Below are 23,453 nucleotides of genomic sequence, written 5' to 3' on the forward strand. Positions count from 1 at the left end.
CTAGCAGGGACATTGAAAGCTGGACCTTGAATGCGGGAGATTAAGGATTATTCATGGTGCTTTTAACAAGGTTATTCTTCATAAGCCGCATATTTTTTATGGGCTTTCTGATCAGCGGCGCGGCCTTTGCGGAAACTTCGCCGATTGAGCCTGTAGATGCGCCTATCTCCGTTATCGAGGCGGCAGCGGACGATAACGTCGCTCAATCGATTCAGGCGTCGCTCGAGCCTTTGAAAAGTGCGTTTCCACCGCTGCTCACGGCGCCACGCTATCGGCGGGTGGACGTCAGTCGCCTGGTCATGGATTTTTATACGCACCGTGCTTATCGCGCCGCGTGGACCGATGACCGCGATGTCGCGCAATTGATCGCCAGCCTGAACGCGACCGACGCCGATGGCTTGATCCCCGCGGATTTTCATGTCGATGAATTGGTCCGCTCCCACACCGCGATGCAGACGACCCCGGTAACGCCTGAGCAGCGTGCGGCGTTCGATGTGGCGACCACGCATACGTTTATCACCGCGCTGTTGCAGCTGCGCCGGGGCAAGGTCGATCCTTCGCGGCTCGATATCCACTGGAATTTCGATTCCAATGGCGTCGACCCTCGTGACGACGTCAACACCTTCTTCGCCGCGCTCGACCATCACGACGTGGCGAAGGCGTTTGCTCTAGCGCCGCCGCAAGAAGCGGTGTACGTCGGTTTGCGTCAGGCCCTGGCGCAATTGCGGGGTATTCGGGACCGGGGCGGTTGGCCGAAGGTGGCGGTGGATCATTCGCTCAAACCAGGCATGGACGAACCGGCTGTTGCGCAGTTGCGTGCGAGGATGGTCGCGGCCGGTTTTCTCGACCCACGATTGATCCACGGCACCCAATACGACGGTGCCGTCACCGCGGCGGTGAAAAAGTATCAAAACGAGCAATACCTGGGGGCGGACGGCGTTGCAGGGGGGACAACTCTGGCCGCGCTGAACGTGCCCGTGCAGGCGCGAATCGATCAGGTGCGGGTGAACATGGAGCGGGCGCGCTGGCTGCTCTACAAACTTCAGGGCACCTTCGTCATTGTCGATATCGCCGGCTATAAGGTGGCGATGTACCGCGATGGTCAACCGATCTGGCGCTCCCGGGTGCAGGTCGGTAAAACGGCTCGCAACACGCCGATCTTCCAGGCGCAGATCACCTACATCACGTTCAACCCGACCTGGACCGTGCCGCCGACGATCCTCAAGGAGGACGTGCTGCCCAAGATCCAGAGCAATCCCGGCTACCTGGCCGCCAACCGCATTCGCGTGCTGGACCGGGAAGGCAATGTGCTTGATCCCTCGACTGTCGACTGGAGCAACCCGCGCGGGCTGACCCTGCGCCAGGACGCAGGACCGGACAGCTCGCTGGGTCAGGTGGTGATCCGCTTTCCCAACGAATATTCGATTTACCTTCACGACACACCGCACCGCGAACTGTTTGCCAAAACCGTGCGCGCCACCAGCTCTGGCTGCATTCGGGTAGAAAATCCGCTGCAACTGGTGGAGCTGTTGTTCAACGACCCGGTTAAATGGAACCGCGAAGGCATTCAAAAGCAGTTGGCCAACGGCAAGACCGAGAACATCCGGCTTCCGGTCAAAGTGCCGGTGTTGCTGGCCTACTGGACGGTTGATCTGGGCAGTGACGGGCGAGTGGCGTTCAAACCTGATGTGTATGGGTACGACGAACCGGTATTGCGGGCACTGAACCGGCCTTCGCCGATGCCCGTGCTGGATTTGCACTCGGCAGTGGGTTCAGTGGCGTCGGCGCGGCAGTAGTAGCGGGCGACCTTGAGGTCGCCCGCAGGTCTCAGAGCTCCAGCCCCTCTTGCACCACCGCCAGCAGGTTATGCTCGGTCAACGCCACCGCATCCGGTTGTTGCCCGGACTGCTCAATCGCCTGCAACCACCAATGCGTTTCGCCGTGTTCGCCTACGGTGCGCAGTAGTGCAAGCTCCCTGTTTTTGGCGTGAATCTCGACGCGGCCTGCACCATCTTCGGTGAAGCGCGCAACAGGATCGAAAGTGATGCGGTGATCATTGCCCTCGATCAGCAATTGATCGATCGCATAGTCGAACGTCTCACCATCCAAATCGCGCTCAAAGACATGGGTGGGATTGCGCCGCAGGACCAGGCCCACTTCGGTTACGGGCACCAGCCACGCCTCGATCTGGTGATACAACTCGTAGACCTGGCCCGGCCAACTGTCGATCACCTGCTCAGCATGGGGCTGCCGGGTTTGTCTCAGCTTCGCCGCGAGTTCGTCTGCCTTACTCATTTCAATTCCTTGTGGTGGTCTATGAGTAATCGTAGTCGCTTCAACGTCACCCTGGTTTTGTCCTGCGTCATGTCAGCCATACAAGCGTGACAAATCATGTCGTGGCAAATGCTCAGTTCCGCGACACCGTTAGCTCTGTGCGCAAAAACTCCAACAGAGCGCGCGGGCGCATTTGCACAGCGCGATGCGCCGGCTGTCCAAAGGACAATTGCCCCTAAAACTTGCGTAGACTAAGCTCACAAAAAATAAGGGCTTTGGGCCGTTGCCCATGCCTTGCCCTTACAGGAAGAGCTTTTGCCTATCCCCATTCAAGACCCTCATCAAGCCCCGGGCGGTGCGTTGAAACGGTTGCCGCTGCTCAAGGCGGCGGTGCTGTTTATCGTGACGGTGTGCCTCTGTCTCTGTGCGCTTCTGTATCTGCAGCTGGAGCAATCGCGCCGCCACGATCTGGAGCTGGCGCGAGTGGCGTCGTCGAACCTGACTCGGGCAATGGCGCAGCAGGCCGAAGACGCTTTCATGAAAGCCGATCTGGTGTTGACCAGCCTGGTGGACTGGATCCAGATCGATGGCTACGGCACCGCGCAACGGCCTCGCTTACAGAAAATCCTGGCCCGGCGGGTACAGGCGCTTGGGCAGTTGCACGGGATTTTCCTGTTCGACAAGCAGGGACAGTGGATTGTTACCTCGTTCGAGGACATGCCCCGAGGCCCGGGCGTCGCCGATCGGGAATACTTCAAATTCCACCAGCAGAACGCCTCCACGATTGCCCATATTGGGCCGGCGATTCGCAGTCGGCAGAATGGCGAGTGGATCATTCCGGTCTCCAAGCGGGTGAACGACAAGAACGGCAACTTCCAGGGCGTGTTGTTGGCCGGGATCAAAATGGCCTACTTCGACCAGTTCTTCAAAAGCTTCAGCATCGATGACAACGGCTCGATGTTTTTGGCGTTGACCGACGGCACGTTACTGGCGCGCCGGCCGTTTGTGGAGTCGCAGATCGGCACTTCGCTGGCCAAGGGGGACATCTTCCAGAAACACTTGCCCAACGCGCCCGCCGGCGACGCGATGATCAACTCGGTGGTGGATGGCACTGTGCGCTTGTATGGCTACCGTCAACTCGATGCTTATCCGCTGGTGGTGTCGGCGGCATCGTCCAGGGATTCGATTCTCAAGGATTGGTATGGCACGGCGTTTCAATCCAGCGTGATCGTGGCCCTGGTTTTGATGGGCATTGGCCTGTTCGGTTGGGTGTTCGTGCGTCAGGTGCGCCTCGGCGAACGGGTCGAGGCGGATTTGCGCAAGGCCAAGGACGCGCTGAAGCTGATCGCCACTCACGATAGCCTGACGGGGCTGGCCAATCGCCGGCTGTTCGAACAGGCGTTGGACATCGAGTTCGGCCGGGGTGCCCGGCAGTCGAGTTCGTTGAGCCTGATCATGCTCGATATCGATTATTTCAAGCGTTACAACGATGCTTACGGTCACGTGGCAGGGGACCATTGCCTGGCTGAGGTGGCGCGGGCGGTCAAGAGTTGCTGTCATCGAAAAGCCGATCTGGCGGTGCGTTATGGCGGTGAGGAGTTTGCCGTCTTGCTGCCCGACACCAACATTCATGGCGCGCTGGTCATTGCCGAACAGATCCGCCACAGCGTCATGGGCAAGAACATCACCCACAGTGGTTCACCGACGGGCTACCTGACGGTCAGTCTGGGCTGCTACGCGTTTGTGCCGACCGCGCTCGACGCCATCGAAGTGTTCATCGAGCGCGCCGATGCGGCGTTGTATCAGGCCAAGCATTCGGGGCGAAACCGGGTGGCCGTGTTGTCGATGGAAGGCGGGATGGAAGCGCTGATGCGTTCGGATCGTTGATAAATTTCGGGCGGTTGTTTCAGTCCTGCAACAGATTTTGGCCGTTTGTCTCCCTGTCATATCCGTCTGTTTTGATCGTCTAGAGTTGCGGTAGCTCTGCCGAACCCGGCGGATCTCCCCACAGCACGGACGATTGCCAACATGTTGATCACTCAAGCATTGACAGCTGTTGCTCTAAGCCTTGCCGCCTGCGCCGTCTTCCCATTGGCCAGCCAGGCTCAATCGAAAATCACACCCGCAGAAGCTCACACCATCGGTGTTGATGCCTACCTGTACTTTTATCCGCTGTTGACTATGGACATCACCCGCAAGCAGTTCACCAACATCGAACCTGGCAAGGAGTTCGGTAAAGGCCCGATGAACATGTTTGTGAGTGTGCCCCAGTACCCACCCGCCAATTTCAAGGGCGTGGTGCGGCCGAACTTCGACACGCTGTATTCCATCGCGTGGCTCGACTTGACCAAGGAGCCGCTGGTGATCAGCGCACCGGACACCGCCGGGCGGTTTTACCTGTTGCCGATGCTCGACATGTGGAGCGATGTGTTCGCCTCGCCGGGTTGGCGCACGACGGGCACCGAGGCCAGTCAGTTTCTGGTGACACCACCGGGATGGAGCGGAACGGTGCCGCCCGGATTGAATCAATTGCCGGCGCCCACGCCCTTCGTCTGGGTCATTGGTCGCACCAAGACCGACGGGGCGGCGGACTACGACGCGGTGCATAAAATCCAGGCGGGCTACACCGTGACCCCGTTGTCGCAAATGGGCAAAAAAGCTGAACCGGTCAACGTGGTCATCGACCCGACGGTGGACATGAAAACGCCGCCGAAGATTCAGGTCGATACGATGTCGGCAGCCAACTACTTCACCTACGCCGCCGCGTTGCTCAAGGTCCATCCGCCTCACATCACCGACCAACCGATCCTGGCGCAAATGCAGCGCATCGGTATCGAAGCCGGCAAACCGTTCGACATCGAGGCGCTCGATGCCAACGTTAAGGCAGCGCTTCAAACAGTGCCCGAGGAGGCCCAGGCGTTGATGAAGTGGAAGGTCGCAACCCTTGCACGGGTGGTCAACGGCTGGTCGATGAACACCGACACGATGGGGGTCTATGGCAACTACTACCTCAAGCGCGCGATCGTTGCGCAAATGGGGCTGGGTGCGAACTTGCCTGAGGATGCGATTTATCCGTTGAACATAGGCGACGACACCGGCAAACCGCTCGAGGGGGCTAATCGGTACGTGCTGCATTTCGATAAAGGTAAAGCGCCGCCGGTCAATGCGTTCTGGTCGATCACCTTGTACGACCCTGAAGGTTTCCAGGTCGGCAATGAGCTCAACCGTTTTGCGGTCAGTAGCTGGATGCCGTTCAAGGCCAACGCGGATGGATCGCTGGATATCTACTTCCAGAATGAAAGCCCGGGAAAGGAACTTGAAGCCAATTGGCTTCCCGCGCCCAAAGGCCCGTTCAACCTGACCATGCGTCTATATGGGCCCAAGCCTGAAGCGCTCAATGGCAAATGGGACCCACCTCCTATCAAGCGCCTGTAAATACCGCGCATAAAAAAGCAGCCCACGATGTTAATCACGGGCTGCTTTTATGCGTCCAGCTGCCAGTGCCACCTCCGGCGCCCCCGGTCCCGCCACCAGCGGCCCCCGTGCCACCGCCCGCGCCGGACCCTGAACCGCTGGCACCGCCAGACGTGCCGGTGCCATTGCCTGCGTTGCTGCCGGATGCCGGTGAGCCAGGGGTGTTGTCGGGCGGCAGGGATGAACCACGAGTTGCGCCGGACTGGATTCCGGTCGCGTCAGCGCCATTGCCGTCGCCGGACACGGCATAAGCGGCCCCGGATGCCGCGCACAGCAAACCGACCAGCAGCACTGAGGTGATTTTGATGTTCATCGGGGCACGCCTCCCAGGATCAGTCGTTACCTGATGATGGTGTGCCGGGGAGGGCGATGGATGTTGGCTGGATGACGAGTGGTTGGCTTAAGGGCTTTTTCAAGCCCGATGTGTAACAAACACACTACTAGGATGTGCTTTCGACGGCCTGCATAAGCGAGATCTTCCTGAAAATCCGGTTCTCATAGGCATTTCCCCCGAATGCATAATGAGTAACGCCCACCGCTTCGTATCCCTGCGCGGTGTAAAACCTCAGGGCGCGGTGGTTTTCAACCCAGGCTGTCAACCATAAAAAAGGAAGTCCGGATTCGCGTGTCAGCGTTTCGGCATGGTTGAGCAGAACACGCCCGATCCCTTGCCCTTGAGCATGTCGCTGCACATACAAACGTACCAGCTCCATGCTTTCCGATAATAGATTGGAGGTATCGGCATGACGGGCAATCTCTGCGAAGCCCAGCAGATGACCATTGCATTCGGCGACTACAAATTGAGTGCCTGGATGGCTCAGCCTCGCTTCGAATTGCGCAGGCGCATACACCGTCAATGCTTCTTCGGCGATATCGGCGCGCATGCCTTCATTGGCATATGTGTCGAGGAATACCTGAGTTGCGAGGCCACTGATGCAGAGTGCGTCAGCTAAGCGGCCGGGGCGGAAGTAAATAGACACGGTGACGATATCCTTTTCGTTCATGTTGTTGGCGACTATTCAAGGGGGAAAGCGTTTGGTTTGCCTGCTATGCCGAGTGGCTGCTTCGCGAACAAGCACTGTGAGGCATCAGCGACGGCTGTTTTCAGTCAGCTTCTTCTCAAGATTCTGTCGCACCAGCGGCCATTCCTCATCAATGATGCTGAAGCGCACGGAGTTACGCTTGCGTCCATCCGGCATGATCCGTTCGTGGCGCACGATGCCTTCCTGTTGCGCCCCGAGCCTCAGGATGGCAGCGCGTGATTTCTGATTGTTTTCGTCGGTCGTGAATTGCACCCGCACACAATCCAACACCTCGAAGGCGTAGCGCAACATCAGGTATTTGGCTTCAGTGTTGACGAAGGTTTTCTGCCAGCGCGCGGAAATCCAGCTGCTGCCGATTTCGAGCTTGCGGTTGAGGCGGTCGATTTTCCAGAAGCGTGTCGACCCGATGACCTCTCCAGTGTCCTTGAGCACGATAACGAAAGGCAGGACCGTTCCCGCCTCGCGACCGTCGAGGGCTTTTTTAAGGTAGCTGTCGATGGTGGTCGGGGAGGGGACGACGGTGACTGTCAGGTTCCACAGTTCGCCATCCCGAGCGGCATTGACCAGTGCATCGGCATCGCTGATGTGCAGGGCGCGCAGGATGATGCGTTGACCTTCCAGGGTGTCCATGGGCGAGGCGTTCTCAGCATAAAAGGAGGCAGGTGACACGCGCCATTACAAGGTAGCGCTTATCAATTGGCAATAGTCGTGGAGCGATGACCAGGCAGGACTGCTATGGTCAATGGACGCTTGCCTGTCATGCACCGGATCAGGCAATCGATTGACAGGACTTGTGCATGGAAATGACTGCCGTTACCACTGCCGCCCCTGCGCGCCATACGCCGATCACACGCAACCTGGTCTGGGCCGTCGGGCTGTTATTTGTCCTTGGGGTGCTGATTGCCCTGGTTGCACTGTTCAACATTGCCGGCCGGCTCGATGCCCAGGACCTGGCCAAGACCACTTTCTACACCCAGCGTGCGCTGGAAAACCGCATCTCCGCCTCGAAAAACTACGTCGCCAGTTATGCCACCTGGACAACCGCCTACGATCACCTGAACGGTGAGGTTGATGTGCAGTGGGCGTATACCGAGCAGAACATGGGTAAAACCTTGTTCACCACGGACCATTACGACGCGGTCCTGGTGGTCGATCCTCAGCGGACCAAATACGCCGTGGTGCGCGGCGTTCAATCGCACGATGACGCTGCTGCCTTAGTGTCGACATCGATGGCGCAGCTGATCAAGGTTGTGCAGGCGCAGGAGAGCCTGCTCGTTCCGGTCAGCCAGTTCACGTTGTTCGAAGGCCAGCCGGCGTTGTTGACGGCTGCCGCGATCATCCCCAATGACGAGCGGCCAGCGGTCGATCCCCACAGCACCTCCGTGCTGGTGTTCGTCGATCAATTGAGCCCGCAAAAACTCAATGACTTGAGCACCGATTACGGTTTGCATGACTTGAGCCTTGCAGCTGACAACACCCTCGTTCCCGGCCAGCCTGCTGTGGTACTCACGGGCACCGGTTTCAGCCTGGTGTCGCGGCTCGAACAGCCAGGCCATCAACTGCTCTGGTCGCTGCTGCCTCCGTTGGGCGGCGCCTTGCTGATCCTTGCGTTGTTGACGATTTATTTCTTCCGCTATGTGTTGCGCGCGTCCGGCCATGTGGATGCCAGTTACATCAACCTCGACCTTTCGAACCAGGCGCTGGAGGCCAGTGAGGAACGTTTTCGCGCGGTGGCCGAGGCGGCTTCCGACTGGATCTGGGAGATTGACGACAGGCATCACATCACGTACCTGTCCGGACGCTTCGGCGCCGTCACCGGGTATTCCGAGCAACAGTGGTTGGGGCAGGACATCGAGCAATTGCTGTTTTGTGATACCACGTCCTTGTTACTGTGGCTGAACAGGCTCAATGAAGAACACAGCGTCAGTCACCTGCGTTGCTCCTATCGTGATCAATCCGGGCAGCAGCGCATCTGCCGGGTGTCGGCCCGCCCGATCCATAACAAAGGCATCGTGGTGGGTTACCGCGGAACGGCCAGTGACATCACCGATGAAGTAGCGGCTCACGCGCAAATCCAGCACCTGTCGTTGCACGATGCCCTGACCGGCCTGCCCAATCGCAACAAACTGGCGCGCTACCTCGAAGAAGCCTTGGTGCTCAGGGAGCATTCGGCGGCGCTGACGTTGCTGATGATCGATCTGGACAACTTCAAGCCGATCAATGATTCCCTCGGCCACCCGGCCGGCGATGCAGTATTGCTGGAGGTAGCCGCGCGCTTGCGTGAGTGCACGCGGGACATCGATCTGGTCGCCCGACTGGGCGGCGACGAGTTTGTGCTGGTGCTCAATGGCATGGACAGCCACACGGAAATCGACCGGATCTGCGAGCGTGTCCTCGAGAGCCTGCAACAGCCGATTCACTATGACCATCACACGCTGCACATCGGCGCAAGCATCGGGATCGCCTTGAGCCGGCGCCAGGGGCACATGCCGGAAGAGCTGATCCGGTGTGCCGACATCGCGCTGTATCAGGCCAAATCCGACGGCAAGAAAACCTGGTGCTACTTTGCGCCGCACATGAACGATCAGATCCAGCATCGACGCAAACTGGAAAACGACTTGCGCCAGGCGATCAAGAACAACGAGTTCGTGATGCACTATCAGCCGCGTTATCACGTTGATGGCAAGCAGATCGTCTCGGTCGAAGCGTTGTTGCGCTGGCAGCATCCGGTGCAGGGCTTGCTGGCGCCCGATACGTTTATTCCATTGGCGGAGCAAACCGACCTGATCGTGCCGTTGGGTCGCTGGGTGCTGCGCGAAGCTTGCGAGACGGCACTGAGCTGGCCGGGGGAGCTGATGGTGTCGGTCAACCTGTCTCCCGTGCAGTTTATTCGCAGTGACGTGGTGGAGGATGTCAGGGAGGCGTTGATCCTTAGCCGGTTGCCGGCCAGTCGACTGGAACTGGAGATCACCGAAAACGTGATGCTCAACGATGTCGATGGCGCCCTGGCGACCATGAACGCACTGAAAGAACTGGGTGTGCGGCTGAACATGGACGACTTTGGCACCGGGTATTCGTCGCTGGGTTACTTGCGCACATACCCGTTCGACGGGATCAAGATCGACAAGCGTTTCATCTCCTCCATGGGCGGTGCCGGTAATGACCGCGCGGTGGTGCAGGCGATCATCAACCTGGGCAAGGCGATGGGCCTGACCGTGACCGCAGAGGGCGTCGAGACGCTGGAGCAACTGGACTTCCTGATCTCTGACGAGTGCCACGAGGTGCAGGGTTTCTACCTCAGTCGGCCGATGGAAAAACAGGCGTTGCTGCCGTTGCTCAGGGCTTCGCAAGACGATTATCCGACGCAGGGCCCGCACCTTTAGTCGCCTGCCTGGTGTGTCGTGGCAACTGACACGACGCGCCCCGGTCACAACTGGATACCGTCAATCCGTTACGAGCCCGGGACCATGAAGAACCTGAAAATCGCCACCTTCAACGTCAACGGCATGCGTGCCCGCTTGCCGAATTTGCTGGCCTGGCTTGAGCGAGAAAAACCGGACATTGCCTGTTTGCAGGAACTCAAGTCGGTCGACAGCGCATTCCCCGCCGCCGAACTTGAAGCAGCGGGTTACGGCGCCATCTGGCAAGGCCAGTCATCGTGGAACGGGGTGGCGATTCTGGCGCGTGATGCCCAGCCTCTGGAGAGCCGGCGCGGTCTGCCGGGGGATGACACCGATACCCATAGCCGCTACCTGGAGGCTGCGGTGCACGGAATTTTGGTGGGTTGCCTGTACTTGCCCAACGGCAATCCACAACCGGGGCCAAAGTTCGATTACAAGCTGGCGTGGTTTGAGCGGCTGATCGCTTATGCCAAGGACCTCCAAAGCAGCGACCACCCGGTGGTGCTGGCCGGGGATTACAACGTCGTGCCCACCGACCTGGACATCTACAACCCGCGCTCATGGCTCAAGGACGCCTTGCTGCAACCGGAAAGTCGAGAGTGTTACCAGCGCTTGCTGGACCAGGGCTGGACCGATTCCCTGCGTCATCTGTATCCAGAGGATCGGCTTTACACCTTCTGGGATTATTTCAGGCAGCACTGGCAAAAAAACTCCGGGCTGCGCATCGATCACCTGCTGCTTAACCCGGCGTTGAGTCCTTATCTGCAAGAGGCCGGAGTCGATGCGTGGGTGCGCAACGAACCGCACGCCAGCGATCACGCACCGACGTGGATTCGACTGGGTTCGCGCAAGCGGCGTTGATTTCAATGAGCCAGGCGATTGGCTAAATCAATTGTCAGTCGGGCCGCTTTATCCCTTATACATGGCGCCCATCGGCGGAGAGATCCGCGGCCCCATGCATAAGGACAGAGCAATGAGCGAGCCACGCCTGACGAACCGTGCGTTATACCTGCAACGCCTGGGTTTCGACGCGCCCCCGGCGCCGACCCTGGAGACCCTGCGCCTGCTTCAGTTGCGCCACACTGGCGCCTTCCCGTTCGAAAACCTCACCACGCTGTCAGGCGAGCCGGTGCTCATCGATCTGCCATCCATCGAGCAGAAAATTCTGCACACGGGACGCGGTGGTTATTGCTACGAACTCAACAATGCGTTCCTGGCCTTGCTCCAGGAGCTGGGTTTCGAGGCACGCGGCATCACCGGCCGCGTGGTCATGGGGCAGCCCGAAGGCGCCTGGACCGCCCGCACACATCGCTTGAGCCTGGTCACGCTGGACGGCGTGCGCTACATCACAGACGTGGGTTTCGGCGGCATGGTGCCGACCGCACCGCTGGTGCTCGACACCAATGCCGAACAACGCACGCCACACGAACCGTATCGCATCGAGCGCCATGAAGATGGCTACACCTTGCGGGCCAACGTCGGCGGCGAATGGCGAGCGATGTACATTTTCGACCTGCAACGCCAGGAGAACATCGATTACTCCCTCGGCAACTGGTACGTCTCGACCCATCCCGACTCATCGTTTGCCAAACAACTGATGGTCGCGCGCACAGGGGAGGGTTGGAGGCGCACGTTGAACAACGGCAGTTTTGCGATTCATCGGGTGGGTGCCGAGAGCGAGCGGCGGCAGGTGACGGATGTTGAGGAGTTGAGTGAGGTGCTGGAGCGTGAGTTCGGCATTCTGCTGCCGGAGCATGCGGGCTTGAAACAGGTGCTTGAACGATTGATTGCCTCGGCATAGACGTTAGATTGCACACAACGAGAGAATCTTCCGTGCCGGCGGTCGCTTTGAATTTTGAAGACTAGCGGTCAAGGGAGTGGACAGAGGAAGGATGTATTTCAAAAATTTTTACGTGGAGGGAGGCCGCGCAGACAGAGGGTTGTGTGGACACATGTCCATAATCTGACTGGTGAGTTGTATACAACTCTATGGACATTTGTCCTGAGTCTTGCATACAGTGTGCGCATAACAAAAAACCAGGGAACCCCCCAACCATGAAAACGCCCCATGTTTCACACCAACGGCCCGAGGACGAAAACCTCGGGGTCGGCGCGAATATGGCTTACGGCCTGCAACACGTTCTGACCATGTATGGCGGCATCGTCGCAGTCCCATTGATCATTGGTCAGGCAGCCGGGCTTTCGCCGGCGGACATCGGTTTGTTGATTGCTGCTTCATTGTTCGCGGGGGGCTTGGCGACATTGCTGCAAACCCTCGGTTTACCGTTTTTCGGTTGTCAGTTGCCGCTGGTGCAAGGCGTGTCTTTCTCGGGCGTCGCGACGATGGTGGCAATCGTCAGCAGTGGCGGGGAGGGTGGGTTTCAATCGATTCTCGGGGCGGTGATTGCCGCGTCGCTGATCGGATTGCTGATCACGCCGGTGTTCTCGCGAATCACCAAGTTCTTCCCGCCGCTGGTCACGGGCATTGTGATCACCACCATCGGCCTGACGCTGATGCCAGTAGCCGCTCGCTGGGCCATGGGCGGCAACAGCCATGCCCCGGACTTCGGCAGCATGGCCAACATCGGCCTGGCGGCGGTGACGCTGGTGCTGGTGCTGTTGCTGAGCAAGATCGGCAGCTCGACCATCTCCCGTTTGTCGATCCTGCTGGCAATGGTGATCGGCACCGTCATCGCGGTGTTCCTCGGCATGGCGGACTTCTCGTCGGTCACGCAAGGCCCGATGTTCGGCTTCCCGACGCCGTTCCACTTCGGCATACCGACGTTCCACTTCGCCGCAATCCTGTCGATGTGCATCGTGGTCATGGTGACCCTGGTGGAAACCTCCGCGGACATCCTCGCCGTCGGTGAAATCATCGGCACCAAGGTTGACTCCAAGCGGCTGGGCAATGGTCTGCGCGCCGACATGCTGTCGAGCATGATCGCGCCGATCTTCGGCTCCTTCACCCAAAGCGCCTTCGCCCAGAACGTCGGGCTGGTAGCCGTCACCGGTATCAAGAGCCGATTCGTGGTCGCCACCGGTGGCTTGTTCCTGGTGATCCTCGGTCTATTGCCCTTCATGGGCCGCGTCATCGCCGCCGTACCGACGTCTGTCCTCGGCGGCGCTGGCATCGTGCTCTTCGGCACGGTGGCGGCCAGCGGTATTCGTACGCTGTCCAAGGTCGATTACCGCAACAACGTCAACCTGATCATCGTTGCCACCTCCATCGGTTTCGGCATGATTCCGATCGCCGCACCAAACTTCTACGACCACTTCCCAAGCTGGTTCGCGACCATCTTCCATTCGGGCATCAGCTCTTCGGCGATCATGGCCATCGTACTGAACCTGACCTTCAACCACCTCACCGCCGGTAACTCGGACCAGCAGTCGGTGTTTGCGGCCGGCACTGAACGCGTCCTGCGTTACCAGGATCTGGCGGCGTTGCGTGAAGGGGATTATTTCAGCGAAGGCAAACTGCGTGACTGCGACGGGAATGAGATTCCGGTGGTGGAGGTGGGGCATGAGTCGGGTGAGCATCGAGCGGCTCATGCCAAAAGCAGTGAGCATGTCTGACAGCAATCAAGGGCGGTTCGAGTGACAGGTTGACACTCGCTCCGCTCATGGCTGAAAATCTGATTCGAGGTCTGCAATTGCGCATCCTTGGGCTCGGCCTCCAGTATCGGCCCCCCATCTTGTTGGCAGCAGAGAAGCTGGCTCCCTCTGAAGTAGTGACGACTGGCATGCCGGTCGGATTCTGAACCCAAGGTCATTCGTGGCCAGGAGCTAAAGAATCGCTGCGACTACTCCTCGAAATATTCAAAAGGCGTCCTTCAAGGGCGCCTTTTTTATTGCCTTGGTTTTTATTTTCTTGAGTCCGGTTTGTCGATGGTGCCTACCAACAGTGCCTTCTGGTCCTACTCTCGGCAGGACACATTCAAACGCCCCTGCTTTTTCATTACGCACAAAAAAGCCCCTGAATCTTTCGATTCAGGGGCTTTTCGATATTGCTGTCTGGCTCCACGACCTGGACTCGAACCAGGGACCCAGTGATTAACAGTCACTTGCTCTACCAACTGAGCTATCGCGGAATGGCGTGTATGTTACTGATTCAAAAAGAGAAGTCAAGCGCTTGTGTAGAACATGACAGGTTCATGGGGACGGACGGTGGTTTATCGACCGTGGGCGGTTACCAGAATCGCCTCAGAGGTCTACCATGGCCGCCCGGAAGTGGTTACACGCGCTGCCGGCCATTCGCCGAAAAGGTACGCGCCATGAATCACCCAATCCTCACTCCTCAAATCAACGGGGTGTTCGCATGAGCATCGCTCAGATCAGCCTGCCTAAAGGTGTCGGCCCGCATGCCGAGAAACTGTTCGATGCAATCACCCAGGCCAGCACCGCAGACGATCTGAATCGTGCGGGCGGCAAGGCTGAAGGTTTTGTCCTTGGTCTGGAAAGCGCCAAGGCGATCAAGAGTCAGGTTGCCGAATCGCTCTACGTCGCCTACGACGACGCCGCCAGTCAGCGAGCCAGCGAACTGGCTTAACCGCCGAACGTCACTGTGGCGAGCATCAGTTTGGCGTACAGCATCGTGGCGCCCAGCTGCACCAGCCACAGCGCCAGGCCGCCGAGAAATACGCCAGCAGCCACTTGCAGCACCAGGTTGTTACCGCGTTTGGCCGGGGTGCGAGGGACGAAATCGTCCAGCTCGTCACGGTCGGCGCGAAGGTCATCGTTTTTCATGTGGGTTCTCTGAAGATTTCTCGGGTGTACATAGAACCTGTGGGAGCGGGCTTGCCCGCGATGAGGCCATAACATTCAACATTGATGTTGGCTGGCCGACCGCTATCGCAGGCAAGCCAGCTCCCACATTTGATCTGCGTGCAGTCTAGAGCGCTCAGTCGCCGGATTGAAAATTATCTGCCAGCAATAAAAACGGGAAGCCACTTGGCTTCCCGTTTTTCATATCACGCAACCACTCAGATCACTGCAACGATGGCCTTGGTCACCGCATCAATGTTGCTCTGGTTCAACGCAGCCACGCAAATACGGCCGGTGTCCAGGGCGTAGATACCGAACTCGCTGCGCAAGCGGGTGACTTGCTCAACGGTCAGGCCCGAGTAGGAGAACATGCCGCGCTGACGACCGACGAAGCTGAAATCACGCTGTGGTGCGTTTTTCGCCAGCAGGTCGACCATCTGGGTGCGCATGCCGCGAATCCGCAGGCGCATTTCGGCCAGTTCTTCTTCCCACTGTGCGCGCAGTACCGGGCTGTTGAGCACGGCGGCGACGATGCTTGCACCGTGGGTCGGCGGGTTGGAGTAGTTAGTGCGGATCACGCGTTTGACTTGCGACAGCACGCGCGCGCTTTCTTCTTTCGATTCGCTGACGATCGACAGGGCACCAACGCGCTCGCCGTACAGCGAGAAGGATTTGGAGAACGAGCTGGAGACGAAGAAGGTCAGGCCCGATTCAGCGAACAGGCGCACAGCCGCCGCGTCTTCGTCGATGCCATCGCCAAAGCCCTGGTAGGCCATGTCGAGGAATGGCACGTGACCTTTGGCTTTCACCACTTCCAGAACGTTGTTCCAGTCCGCCGGGCTCAAGTCCACGCCAGTCGGGTTGTGGCAGCACGCGTGCAGCACAACGATCGAACCGGACGGCAGGGCGTTCAGGTCTTCGAGCAGGCCGGTGCGGTTAACGTCATGGGTCGCGGCGTCGTAGTAGCGATAGTTCTGCACCGGGAAACCGGCGGTTTCGAACAGGGCGCGGTGGTTTTCCCAGCTTGGGTCGCTGATGGCCACGACAGCGTTCGGCAGCAGTTGCTTGAGGAAATCGGCACCGATTTTCAGGGCGCCGGTACCGCCAACGGCCTGGGTGGTGATGACGCGACCAGCAGCGATCAGCGGCGAGTCATTGCCAAACAGCAGTTTTTGAACCGCCTGGTCATAGGCGGCAATGCCGTCGATTGGCAAGTAGCCACGGGAAGCGTGCTGAGCGACGCGAATCGTCTCGGCTTCGACAACGGCGCGCAGGAGTGGAATTCGCCCCTCCTCGTTGCAGTAAACACCGACCCCCAGGTTGACCTTGGTGGTGCGTGTATCGGCGTTGAATGCTTCGTTGAGGCCCAGGATTGGATCGCGTGGTGCCATTTCGACAGCGGAGAACAGGCTCATTTTTGCGGCGGCTCTGAATGGAGAGTGGAGGGACGTGTCGCGCTCCAGCCGAATGCACTAGAGCGGTGCACAAACGGGGAGCTAGTATAGAGGCCATCCACGATTGAAGGCGACAGACGATTGGGCTTTTAAGTTAAGTTTTTCCGATTATTTTTCGACCGTTAGTCGATTGGCATCGTCTAAGTCTTTACGCGATGTAGGACGTTTGCCTTGAAAGCGAAGGCATTCGACTCCACATTGAGCACAATCCAGTTTTTTCCTCGGGCGACGTCAGTCGTTTGCGGCCTTTCTCGTTGCTGCCGGTTTAACCGCGCTAGCGCGATATCAGAGGTATTTCATGTCTGAATTCCAGCTAGTCACCCGCTTCGAGCCCGCCGGCGACCAGCCGGAAGCCATTCGCCTGATGGTCGAGGGCATTGAAGCCGGGCTGGCGCACCAGACCTTGCTCGGTGTGACCGGCTCAGGCAAGACGTTCAGCATCGCCAATGTGATCGCGCAAGTTCAGCGTCCGACCCTGGTGCTGGCGCCGAACAAGACCCTGGCCGCGCAGTTGTACGGCGAGTTCAAGGCGTTCTTCCCGAACAACGCCGTCGAGTATTTCGTTTCCTATTACGACTACTACCAGCCTGAAGCGTACGTGCCGTCGTCGGACACCTTTATCGAGAAAGATGCGTCGATCAACGACCACATCGAGCAGATGCGGTTGTCGGCGACCAAAGCCTTGCTGGAGCGCAAAGACGCGATCATCGTCACCACGGTGTCGTGCATCTACGGCTTGGGCAGCCCGGAAACCTATTTGAAAATGGTTTTGCACGTGGATCGCGGCGACAAGCTCGATCAGCGCGCCTTGCTGCGACGCCTGGCGGACCTGCAATACACCCGCAACGACATGGAATTTGCCCGGGCGACCTTCCGGGTGCGCGGCGATGTAATCGACATTCATCCGGCCGAATCCGATTTTGAAGCGATCCGCATCGAGCTGTTCGATGACGAAGTCGAGAGCTTGTCTGCTTTCGATCCGCTGACCGGCGAGGTCATCCGCAAGCTGCCACGATTCACGTTCTACCCGAAAAGCCACTACGTGACGCCGCGAGAAACCCTGCTCGGCGCTGTCGAAGGGATCAAGGTCGAGCTGCAGGAGCGTCTGGACTATCTGCGTTCCAACAACAAACTGGTGGAAGCCCAACGTCTGGAACAGCGCACCCGTTTTGACCTGGAAATGATCCTCGAGCTGGGTTATTGCAATGGCATCGAAAACTATTCGCGCTACCTGTCGGGCCGTGAATCCGGTCAGGCGCCACCGACCTTGTTCGACTACCTGCCGGCCGACGCCTTGCTGGTGATCGACGAATCCCACGTCAGCGTGCCGCAGGTCGGCGCCATGTATAAAGGCGACCGCTCGCGTAAGGAAACCCTGGTGGAATACGGTTTCCGCCTGCCATCCGCGCTGGATAACCGGCCAATGCGTTTCGACGAGTTCGAAAGCATCAGCCCGCAGACCATTTTTGTATCGGCAACGCCGGGCAACTACGAGGCGGAACATGCCGGTCGCGTGGTCGAGCAACTGGTCCGTCCGACCGGTCTGGTGGACCCGCAAATCGAAATCCGCCCGGCACTGACCCAGGTCGACGATCTACTTTCCGAGATTGGCAAGCGGGTGGCGCTGGAAGAGCGGGTGCTGGTCACCACGCTGACCAAGCGCATGTCCGAAGACTTGACCGATTACCTGGCCGACCACGGCGTGCGCGTGCGTTACCTGCACTCGGACATCGACACCGTGGAGCGGGTCGAAATCATCCGCGATCTGCGCCTGGGTACCTTCGACGTACTGGTGGGGATCAACCTGTTGCGTGAAGGCCTGGACATGCCGGAAGTGTCGCTGGTGGCCATTCTCGATGCGGACAAGGAAGGCTTCCTGCGTTCCGAGCGTTCGTTGATCCAGACCATTGGCCGTGCGGCGCGCAACCTTAATGGACGGGCGATTCTCTATGCGGATCGCATTACCGGTTCCATGGAGCGGGCGATTGGCGAAACCGAGCGTCGTCGCGACAAACAGATCGCCTTTAACCTGGCCAACGGCATCACCCCCAAAGGCGTGTTCAAGGACGTTGCCGACATCATGGAAGGCGCCACCGTGCCGGGTTCGCGTAGCAAGAAGCGCAAAGGCATGGCCAAGGCCGCGGAGGAGAGCGCCAAGTACGAAGCCGAATTGCGTTCACCGGGGGAAATCGCCAAGCGCATTAAAGGTTTGGAAGAGAAGATGTACGCCTTGGCGCGGGATCTGGAATTCGAAGCCGCGGCGCAGATGCGTGATGAGATTGGCAAGTTGCGGGAGCGATTGATCGAGGTTTGAGATGTGTAGTGCCTTTCAGGCCGCCATCGCGAGCAAGCTCGCTCCCACATTGGACCGCGTCCACTTGGACAACCCGGTCAACTGTGGGAGCGAGCTTGCTCGCGATGGCGGTAGATCAGTCACCGAAAAAACCGTTAATGCGCCTCGCCAGCCTTCAATCCCGCCGGCAACTTCTTGGTCAACAACACCGCAATCATGCTGATCCCCAGCGCAATCCCGACAAAATGAAACGCATCGTTGTACGCCATGATCGACGCCTGCTGATGGGCGATCTCACTCAATTTGCCCAACGCTGCCGTCTCACTGCCAAACCGGTCCGTCATCGATGCCATCCGCTCGGCCACTTGCGGGTTGCTCGGGACGATCGATTCACGCAGATAATCAAAATAGGTCTTGGTCCGCGCGTCCAGCAAGGTCGCAAGGAGGGCGATGCCGATGGCGCCGCCCAGGTTGCGCAGGATGTTGAACAGGCTCGAGGCCGACCCCGCGTCCTGCGGCAGGATGTACGCCGTGGCGATCAGCGAGATGGTCACCATGATCAGCGGCTGACCCAGCGCGCGAACGAGCTGGATCTGATTGAACTGCGGCCCGGCAAAGTCCGGGTTCAACACCCCCGATGAAAAACTCGCCAGCCCGAATAGTCCGAAGCCCAGGGTGCACAGCCATTTCGGCGATATGACCTTCATCAGCTTCGGCACCAGCGGAATCAGAAACAGCTGCGGCACGCCCATCCACATGATCACTTCGCCGATTTGCAGGGCGTTGTAGTTCTGGATCTGCGCCAGGTACAGCGGCAACAAATAGATCGAACCGTACAACCCGACGCCCATGCCGACACTGGAAATACTCGACAAACCAAAGTTGCGATTGCCCAGGATGCCGAGGTTGATCAGCGGATTGGGTTTGGAAAATTGTACGATCACAAACGTGATCAAGCTGACCAGCGCAATGCTGCCAAGGGTCACGATCAGGTTCGACTCCAGCCAGTCCTTGCGATGGCCTTCCTCCAGAAACACTTGCAAACAGCCGAGGCCGACGCCGAGCGTAAGGATGCCCATGTAGTCGGTGCTTTTGAGCAGTTCCCAATGCGCTTCTTTCTTCTCCAGGCCATACATCAGGCCCGCAATCATGATCAGGCCCGGCGGAATGTTGATGTAGAAGATGTATTCCCAGCCCCAGTTCTCGGTCAGCCAGCCACCCAGTGTCGGGCCGATGGAGGGCGCGAACGTCGCGGTCATGGCGAACATCGCCATGCCTTTGGCGCGGTGGTGTTCCGGGAGTTTGATCAGTGTGAGGGTGAACGCCAGCGGAATCAGTGCGCCACCGGTGAACCCCTGCAAGGCGCGGAAAATGATCATGCTCTCCAGGCTCCAGGCCATGGAGCAGAGCAGGGACGCGGCAAGAAATCCGAGCGAGACCCAGACCGCCAGGCGTCGTGCCGAGAGCAACTGCACCAGCCACGCGGTCAGCGGGATCATGATGATTTCCGCGACGAGGTACGAAGTGGAAATCCACGAGCCTTCTTCCAGCGTCGCCGACAACGCCCCTTGAATGTCCTTGAGCGACGAGTTGGTGATCTGGATGTCGAGAACGGCCATGAAGGCGCCGAGCATCACGCTCATCACCGCGATCCAGTCCCGCCGGGTCGGTTCGCCGACCGGACGGATCAGTTGATCACCGGCCATCGTCAGGGGCGTCTTTGATGTTCACTTTGGCGGTGACCGACATGCCCGGGCGAATCTTGCCGCGCAGCGGATTGTCCGCGGCGAACGTCAGTTTGACCGGAATCCGTTGTACGACTTTGGTGAAGTTGCCCGTGGCATTGTCGGGCGGCAACAGGCTGAACTGCGCGCCCGAGGCGGCGAACAGGCTGTCGACTCGCGCCTCGATCGGCGTGTCGCTGTAGGCGTCGAAGGTCAGCCTGGCTTTCTGCCCGGGCTGCATGTGGCCAATCTGGGTTTCCTTGAAATTGGCCTGAATCCAGATGTCCTGATCCGGGACGATCGACATCAGATACGCGCCAGCCTGCACGTACTGGCCTTCGCGAGCCGCGCGCTGGCCGATCAGGCCGCTGATGGGCGCGTGGATTTCGCTGCGGGTCAGGTTCAGTTCGGCCTGGGCGAGGTCGGTCCTGGCGTTGGCGATCATGGCGTCGAGGCGCTTGATCTCGGCGTTCAAGGAGTTGACTTGTTGGCGCTGACTTTGTGCATCCGCCTGGGCCTTGGTCACTTGCGAGCGGGCGATGTGATTGTCGGCGGAGAGGGTGGTGACCCGTTCTTCCGACACGTAGCCGGGTTTGCGCAAGGTTTGCGCCCGGGACAAGTCGATCTGCGAACGGCCCAGGCTCGCCTGGCTGGACGCCACTTGCGCTTCGCTGGCGGCGATCAGGCTGGCTTGCTGGGTCAGTTTGCTCTGGGCTTGCAGGCGTTCTGCCTGACGGGTGGCGAGGGTCGCGTTGGCGCGGTCGACGGCGAGGTGGAAGTCATCGCCTTCGAGCTTGATCAGCAGTTGGCCTTTCTCGACATGCTGGTTGTCCTGCACCAACACCTGCTCGATGCGCGCGCCCAGTTGGCTCGAGACGCGGGTGATCTCGCCCTGGACATAGGCGTTGTCGGTGCTTTCGTAAAACCGTCCCTTGAAGAACCACTGGGCGAAAAAGCCCCCGGCAATCAGCAGGACGATCAACAGGAAAATAAACAGGCGACGCTTGAGTTGGGCAGGCATGGGGCAGACTGTAGTCGAGAAATTGTAAGGGAAGTTATCAGCAGGCGAATTTGGCATACAGGCGATAGTGGGTAAATGCCATCGGCTGATAATCGATCATTCATCGCGGCTCAGGCCCGTTGTAGACGCAACGTTGGCTTAAATGCCCTGCTGACTGGAGCCGGGCGGGTATCGCCTGTTACCATTCGCCCTTTGTTTTATCTTCATTTCGAGACTTGCCATGACCACCGTCCGCACTCGCATCGCGCCATCGCCTACCGGGGACCCCCACGTAGGTACCGCTTACATCGCTTTGTTCAACTACTGCTTTGCCAAGCAGCATGGCGGTGAGTTCATCCTGCGGATCGAAGACACCGACCAATTGCGTTCGACCCGCGAGTCCGAACAACAGATTTTCGACGCCCTGCGCTGGTTGGGCATCGACTGGAGCGAAGGCCCGGATGTCGGCGGTCCGCACGGTCCGTATCGTCAGAGCGAGCGCGGCGACATCTATCAGAAGTATTGCCAGCAATTGGTCGACATGGGCCATGCCTTCCCGTGCTTCTGCACCGCCGAAGAGCTGGACCAGATGCGTGCCGAGCAAATGGCGCGCGGCGAAACCCCGCGCTACGACGGCCGTGCGCTGTTGCTGTCCAAGGAAGAAGTCGCGCGCCGCCTGGCCGCTGGCGAGCCGCACGTGATCCGCATGAAGGTCCCAAGCGAAGGCGTTTGCGTGGTCCCGGACATGTTGCGTGGAGACGTCGAGATCCCGTGGGATCGCATGGACATGCAAGTGTTGATGAAGACCGACGGCCTGCCGACGTACTTCCTGGCCAACGTGGTCGACGACCACCTGATGGGCATCACTCACGTCCTGCGCGGCGAAGAATGGTTGCCGTCTGCGCCGAAACTGATCCTGCTTTACGAATACTTCGGCTGGGAGCAACCGCAGCTGTGCTACATGCCGCTGCTGCGTAACCCGGACAAGAGCAAGCTGTCCAAGCGCAAGAATCCGACGTCGGTGACGTTCTACGAGCGCATGGGCTTCATGCCCGAAGCGATGCTCAATTACCTGGGTCGCATGGGCTGGTCGATGCCGGACGAGCGCGAGAAGTTCTCGCTGCAGGAAATGGTCGACCACTTCGACCTGAGCCGCGTGTCCCTCGGCGGGCCGATTTTCGACATCGAGAAACTGTCGTGGCTCAACGGCCAGTGGCTGCGTGACTTGCCGGTGGAAGAGTTCGCTTCACGCCTGAAGACCTGGGCGCTGAACCCCGAATACATGATGAAAATCGCACCGCACGTGCAGGGCCGGGTCGAAACCTTCAGTCAGGTTGCACCGCTGGCCGGTTTCTTCTTCGCCGGTGGCGTGAACCCGGATGCCAAGCTGTTCGAGTCCAAGAAGCTGTCGGGCGATCAAGTGCGTCAGTTGATGCAGTTGATCCTGTGGAAGCTGGAAAGCCTGCGTCAGTGGGAGAAGGACAGCATCACCGCGACGATTCAGGCGGTGGTCGAATCCCTGGAGCTCAAGCTGCGTGACGCCATGCCGCTGATGTTCGCCGCGATCACCGGCCAGGCCAGCTCGGTGTCGGTGCTCGATGCGATGGAAATCCTCGGTCCGGACCTGACCCGTTTCCGTCTGCGCCAGGCGATCGACCTGCTGGGCGGCGTGTCGAAAAAGGAAAACAAGGAGTGGGAAAAACTCTTGGGCAACATCGCCTGAGAGCATTTGATCCCGTGCAGGAGCTGCCGGAGGCCGTGATCTTTTGATCCTGCCTTCGGCGACACCCCCGGTTTTTCGGGGGGAGGGCGGTAAGTGATTGTTATGTCGGCAAAAAACTTTGGAAATTGTTAAAAATAAATTTGACACGTTTCCGATGCGCCATTAAGATTCGCCCCGTCCTCAGCGATGAGGGGCTATAGCTCAGCTGGGAGAGCGCTTGCATGGCATGCAAGAGGTCGACGGTTCGATCCCGTCTAGCTCCACCAATTTACACTTCAAGGTCTGGCCACACCGGCCTTGAAGCGA

At 59.0% G+C, this 23,453-nt stretch carries 18 protein-coding genes and 2 tRNA genes; 11 read left to right on the forward strand and 9 right to left on the reverse strand.

Annotation, left to right across the window (positions count from 1 at the left end):
- The first annotated feature begins 53 nt into the window (after positions 1-53).
- Positions 54-1,796: a murein L,D-transpeptidase gene (locus tag K5K95_RS18735; RefSeq protein WP_222585530.1), complete on the forward strand. Its 1,743-nt coding sequence runs from the start codon at positions 54-56 to the stop codon at positions 1,794-1,796.
- A 31-nt stretch (positions 1,797-1,827) separates the two neighbouring features.
- Here K5K95_RS18735 and K5K95_RS18740 read toward each other — a convergent pair whose 3' ends face one another.
- Positions 1,828-2,295: a hypothetical protein gene (locus tag K5K95_RS18740; RefSeq protein WP_222585531.1), complete on the reverse strand. Its 468-nt coding sequence runs from the start codon at positions 2,293-2,295 to the stop codon at positions 1,828-1,830.
- A gap of 294 nt (positions 2,296-2,589) precedes the next feature.
- Between K5K95_RS18740 and K5K95_RS18745 the strand changes: the two genes are divergently transcribed.
- Both K5K95_RS18745 and K5K95_RS18750 read left to right on the forward strand, forming a co-directional pair.
- Complete coding sequence (locus K5K95_RS18745) at positions 2,590-4,161, forward strand: GGDEF domain-containing protein (protein WP_222585532.1); 1,572 nt, start codon at positions 2,590-2,592, stop codon at positions 4,159-4,161.
- Positions 4,162-4,302: 141 nt separating this feature from the next.
- Complete coding sequence (locus K5K95_RS18750; protein WP_222585533.1) at positions 4,303-5,709, forward strand: DUF1254 domain-containing protein; 1,407 nt, start codon at positions 4,303-4,305, stop codon at positions 5,707-5,709.
- 34 nt (positions 5,710-5,743) lie between these two features.
- On the opposite strand, the gene K5K95_RS18755 is transcribed toward K5K95_RS18750, so the two are convergent.
- From K5K95_RS18755 to K5K95_RS18765, 3 genes are all read right to left on the reverse strand, one after another.
- A complete protein-coding gene (locus K5K95_RS18755) occupies positions 5,744-6,061 on the reverse strand; it encodes a hypothetical protein (RefSeq protein ID WP_222585534.1) in 318 nt (105 codons plus the stop codon).
- 127 nt (positions 6,062-6,188) lie between these two features.
- On the reverse strand, positions 6,189-6,752 hold the full coding sequence (locus K5K95_RS18760; protein ID WP_222585535.1) for a GNAT family N-acetyltransferase: 564 nt from the start codon (positions 6,750-6,752) through the stop codon (positions 6,189-6,191).
- Positions 6,753-6,836: 84 nt separating this feature from the next.
- A complete protein-coding gene (locus K5K95_RS18765; RefSeq protein WP_222585536.1) occupies positions 6,837-7,421 on the reverse strand; it encodes a GNAT family N-acetyltransferase in 585 nt (194 codons plus the stop codon).
- 167 nt (positions 7,422-7,588) lie between these two features.
- Between K5K95_RS18765 and K5K95_RS18770 the strand changes: the two genes are divergently transcribed.
- The 4 genes from K5K95_RS18770 to K5K95_RS18785 all read left to right on the forward strand — a co-directional run bounded on the left by K5K95_RS18770 (position 7,589) and on the right by K5K95_RS18785 (position 13,765).
- Positions 7,589-10,174, forward strand: a complete 2,586-nt coding sequence (locus K5K95_RS18770; protein WP_222585537.1) for an EAL domain-containing protein — start codon at positions 7,589-7,591, stop codon at positions 10,172-10,174.
- Between the two features lie 84 nt (positions 10,175-10,258).
- Complete coding sequence (xth, locus tag K5K95_RS18775; RefSeq protein ID WP_222585538.1) at positions 10,259-11,053, forward strand: exodeoxyribonuclease III; 795 nt, start codon at positions 10,259-10,261, stop codon at positions 11,051-11,053.
- Between the two features lie 112 nt (positions 11,054-11,165).
- Positions 11,166-11,993 (forward strand): arylamine N-acetyltransferase family protein, encoded by an 828-nt coding sequence (locus K5K95_RS18780; protein WP_222585539.1) that lies wholly within the window; start codon positions 11,166-11,168, stop codon positions 11,991-11,993.
- Positions 11,994-12,247: 254 nt separating this feature from the next.
- The gene (locus K5K95_RS18785; protein WP_222585540.1) at positions 12,248-13,765 is read left to right on the forward strand and encodes a nucleobase:cation symporter-2 family protein; all 1,518 of its coding nucleotides are present in this window, start codon (positions 12,248-12,250) and stop codon (positions 13,763-13,765) included.
- Positions 13,766-14,204: 439 nt separating this feature from the next.
- Here the strand turns inward: K5K95_RS18785 and K5K95_RS18790 are convergent.
- Positions 14,205-14,280: transfer RNA gene (locus tag K5K95_RS18790), tRNA-Asn, on the reverse strand.
- A 227-nt stretch (positions 14,281-14,507) separates the two neighbouring features.
- On the opposite strand from K5K95_RS18790, the gene K5K95_RS18795 reads away from it, so the two are divergent.
- On the forward strand, positions 14,508-14,738 hold the full coding sequence (locus tag K5K95_RS18795) for a hypothetical protein (protein WP_208672134.1): 231 nt from the start codon (positions 14,508-14,510) through the stop codon (positions 14,736-14,738).
- Here the strand turns inward: K5K95_RS18795 and K5K95_RS18800 are convergent.
- Entirely contained in the window at positions 14,735-14,935 is a 201-nt protein-coding gene (locus tag K5K95_RS18800) for a hypothetical protein (RefSeq protein WP_090182254.1), read from the reverse strand. The genes K5K95_RS18795 and K5K95_RS18800 overlap by 4 nt on opposite strands.
- Positions 14,936-15,171: 236 nt before the next feature.
- A complete protein-coding gene (locus K5K95_RS18805) occupies positions 15,172-16,368 on the reverse strand; it encodes an amino acid aminotransferase (RefSeq protein ID WP_222585541.1) in 1,197 nt (398 codons plus the stop codon).
- Between the two features lie 337 nt (positions 16,369-16,705).
- On the opposite strand from K5K95_RS18805, the gene uvrB reads away from it, so the two are divergent.
- Positions 16,706-18,721, forward strand: a complete 2,016-nt coding sequence (uvrB, locus tag K5K95_RS18810; RefSeq protein ID WP_222585542.1) for an excinuclease ABC subunit UvrB — start codon at positions 16,706-16,708, stop codon at positions 18,719-18,721.
- 134 nt (positions 18,722-18,855) lie between these two features.
- Here uvrB and K5K95_RS18815 read toward each other — a convergent pair whose 3' ends face one another.
- Positions 18,856-20,346 (reverse strand): MDR family MFS transporter, encoded by a 1,491-nt coding sequence (locus K5K95_RS18815; RefSeq protein WP_222590368.1) that lies wholly within the window; start codon positions 20,344-20,346, stop codon positions 18,856-18,858.
- Positions 20,347-20,395: 49 nt separating this feature from the next.
- Positions 20,396-21,445, reverse strand: a complete 1,050-nt coding sequence (locus K5K95_RS18820) for an HlyD family secretion protein (RefSeq protein ID WP_222585543.1) — start codon at positions 21,443-21,445, stop codon at positions 20,396-20,398.
- Positions 21,446-21,665: 220 nt separating this feature from the next.
- Here K5K95_RS18820 and gltX point away from each other — a divergent pair, with 220 nt between their 5' ends.
- The gene (gene gltX, locus K5K95_RS18825; protein ID WP_222585544.1) at positions 21,666-23,147 is read left to right on the forward strand and encodes a glutamate--tRNA ligase; all 1,482 of its coding nucleotides are present in this window, start codon (positions 21,666-21,668) and stop codon (positions 23,145-23,147) included.
- A gap of 190 nt (positions 23,148-23,337) precedes the next feature.
- Positions 23,338-23,413 (forward strand) — tRNA-Ala (locus K5K95_RS18830).
- Positions 23,414-23,453: the final 40 nt, after the last annotated feature.

The organism is Pseudomonas sp. DR48, from assembly GCF_019823085.1.
Lineage (GTDB): Bacteria > Pseudomonadota > Gammaproteobacteria > Pseudomonadales > Pseudomonadaceae > Aquipseudomonas.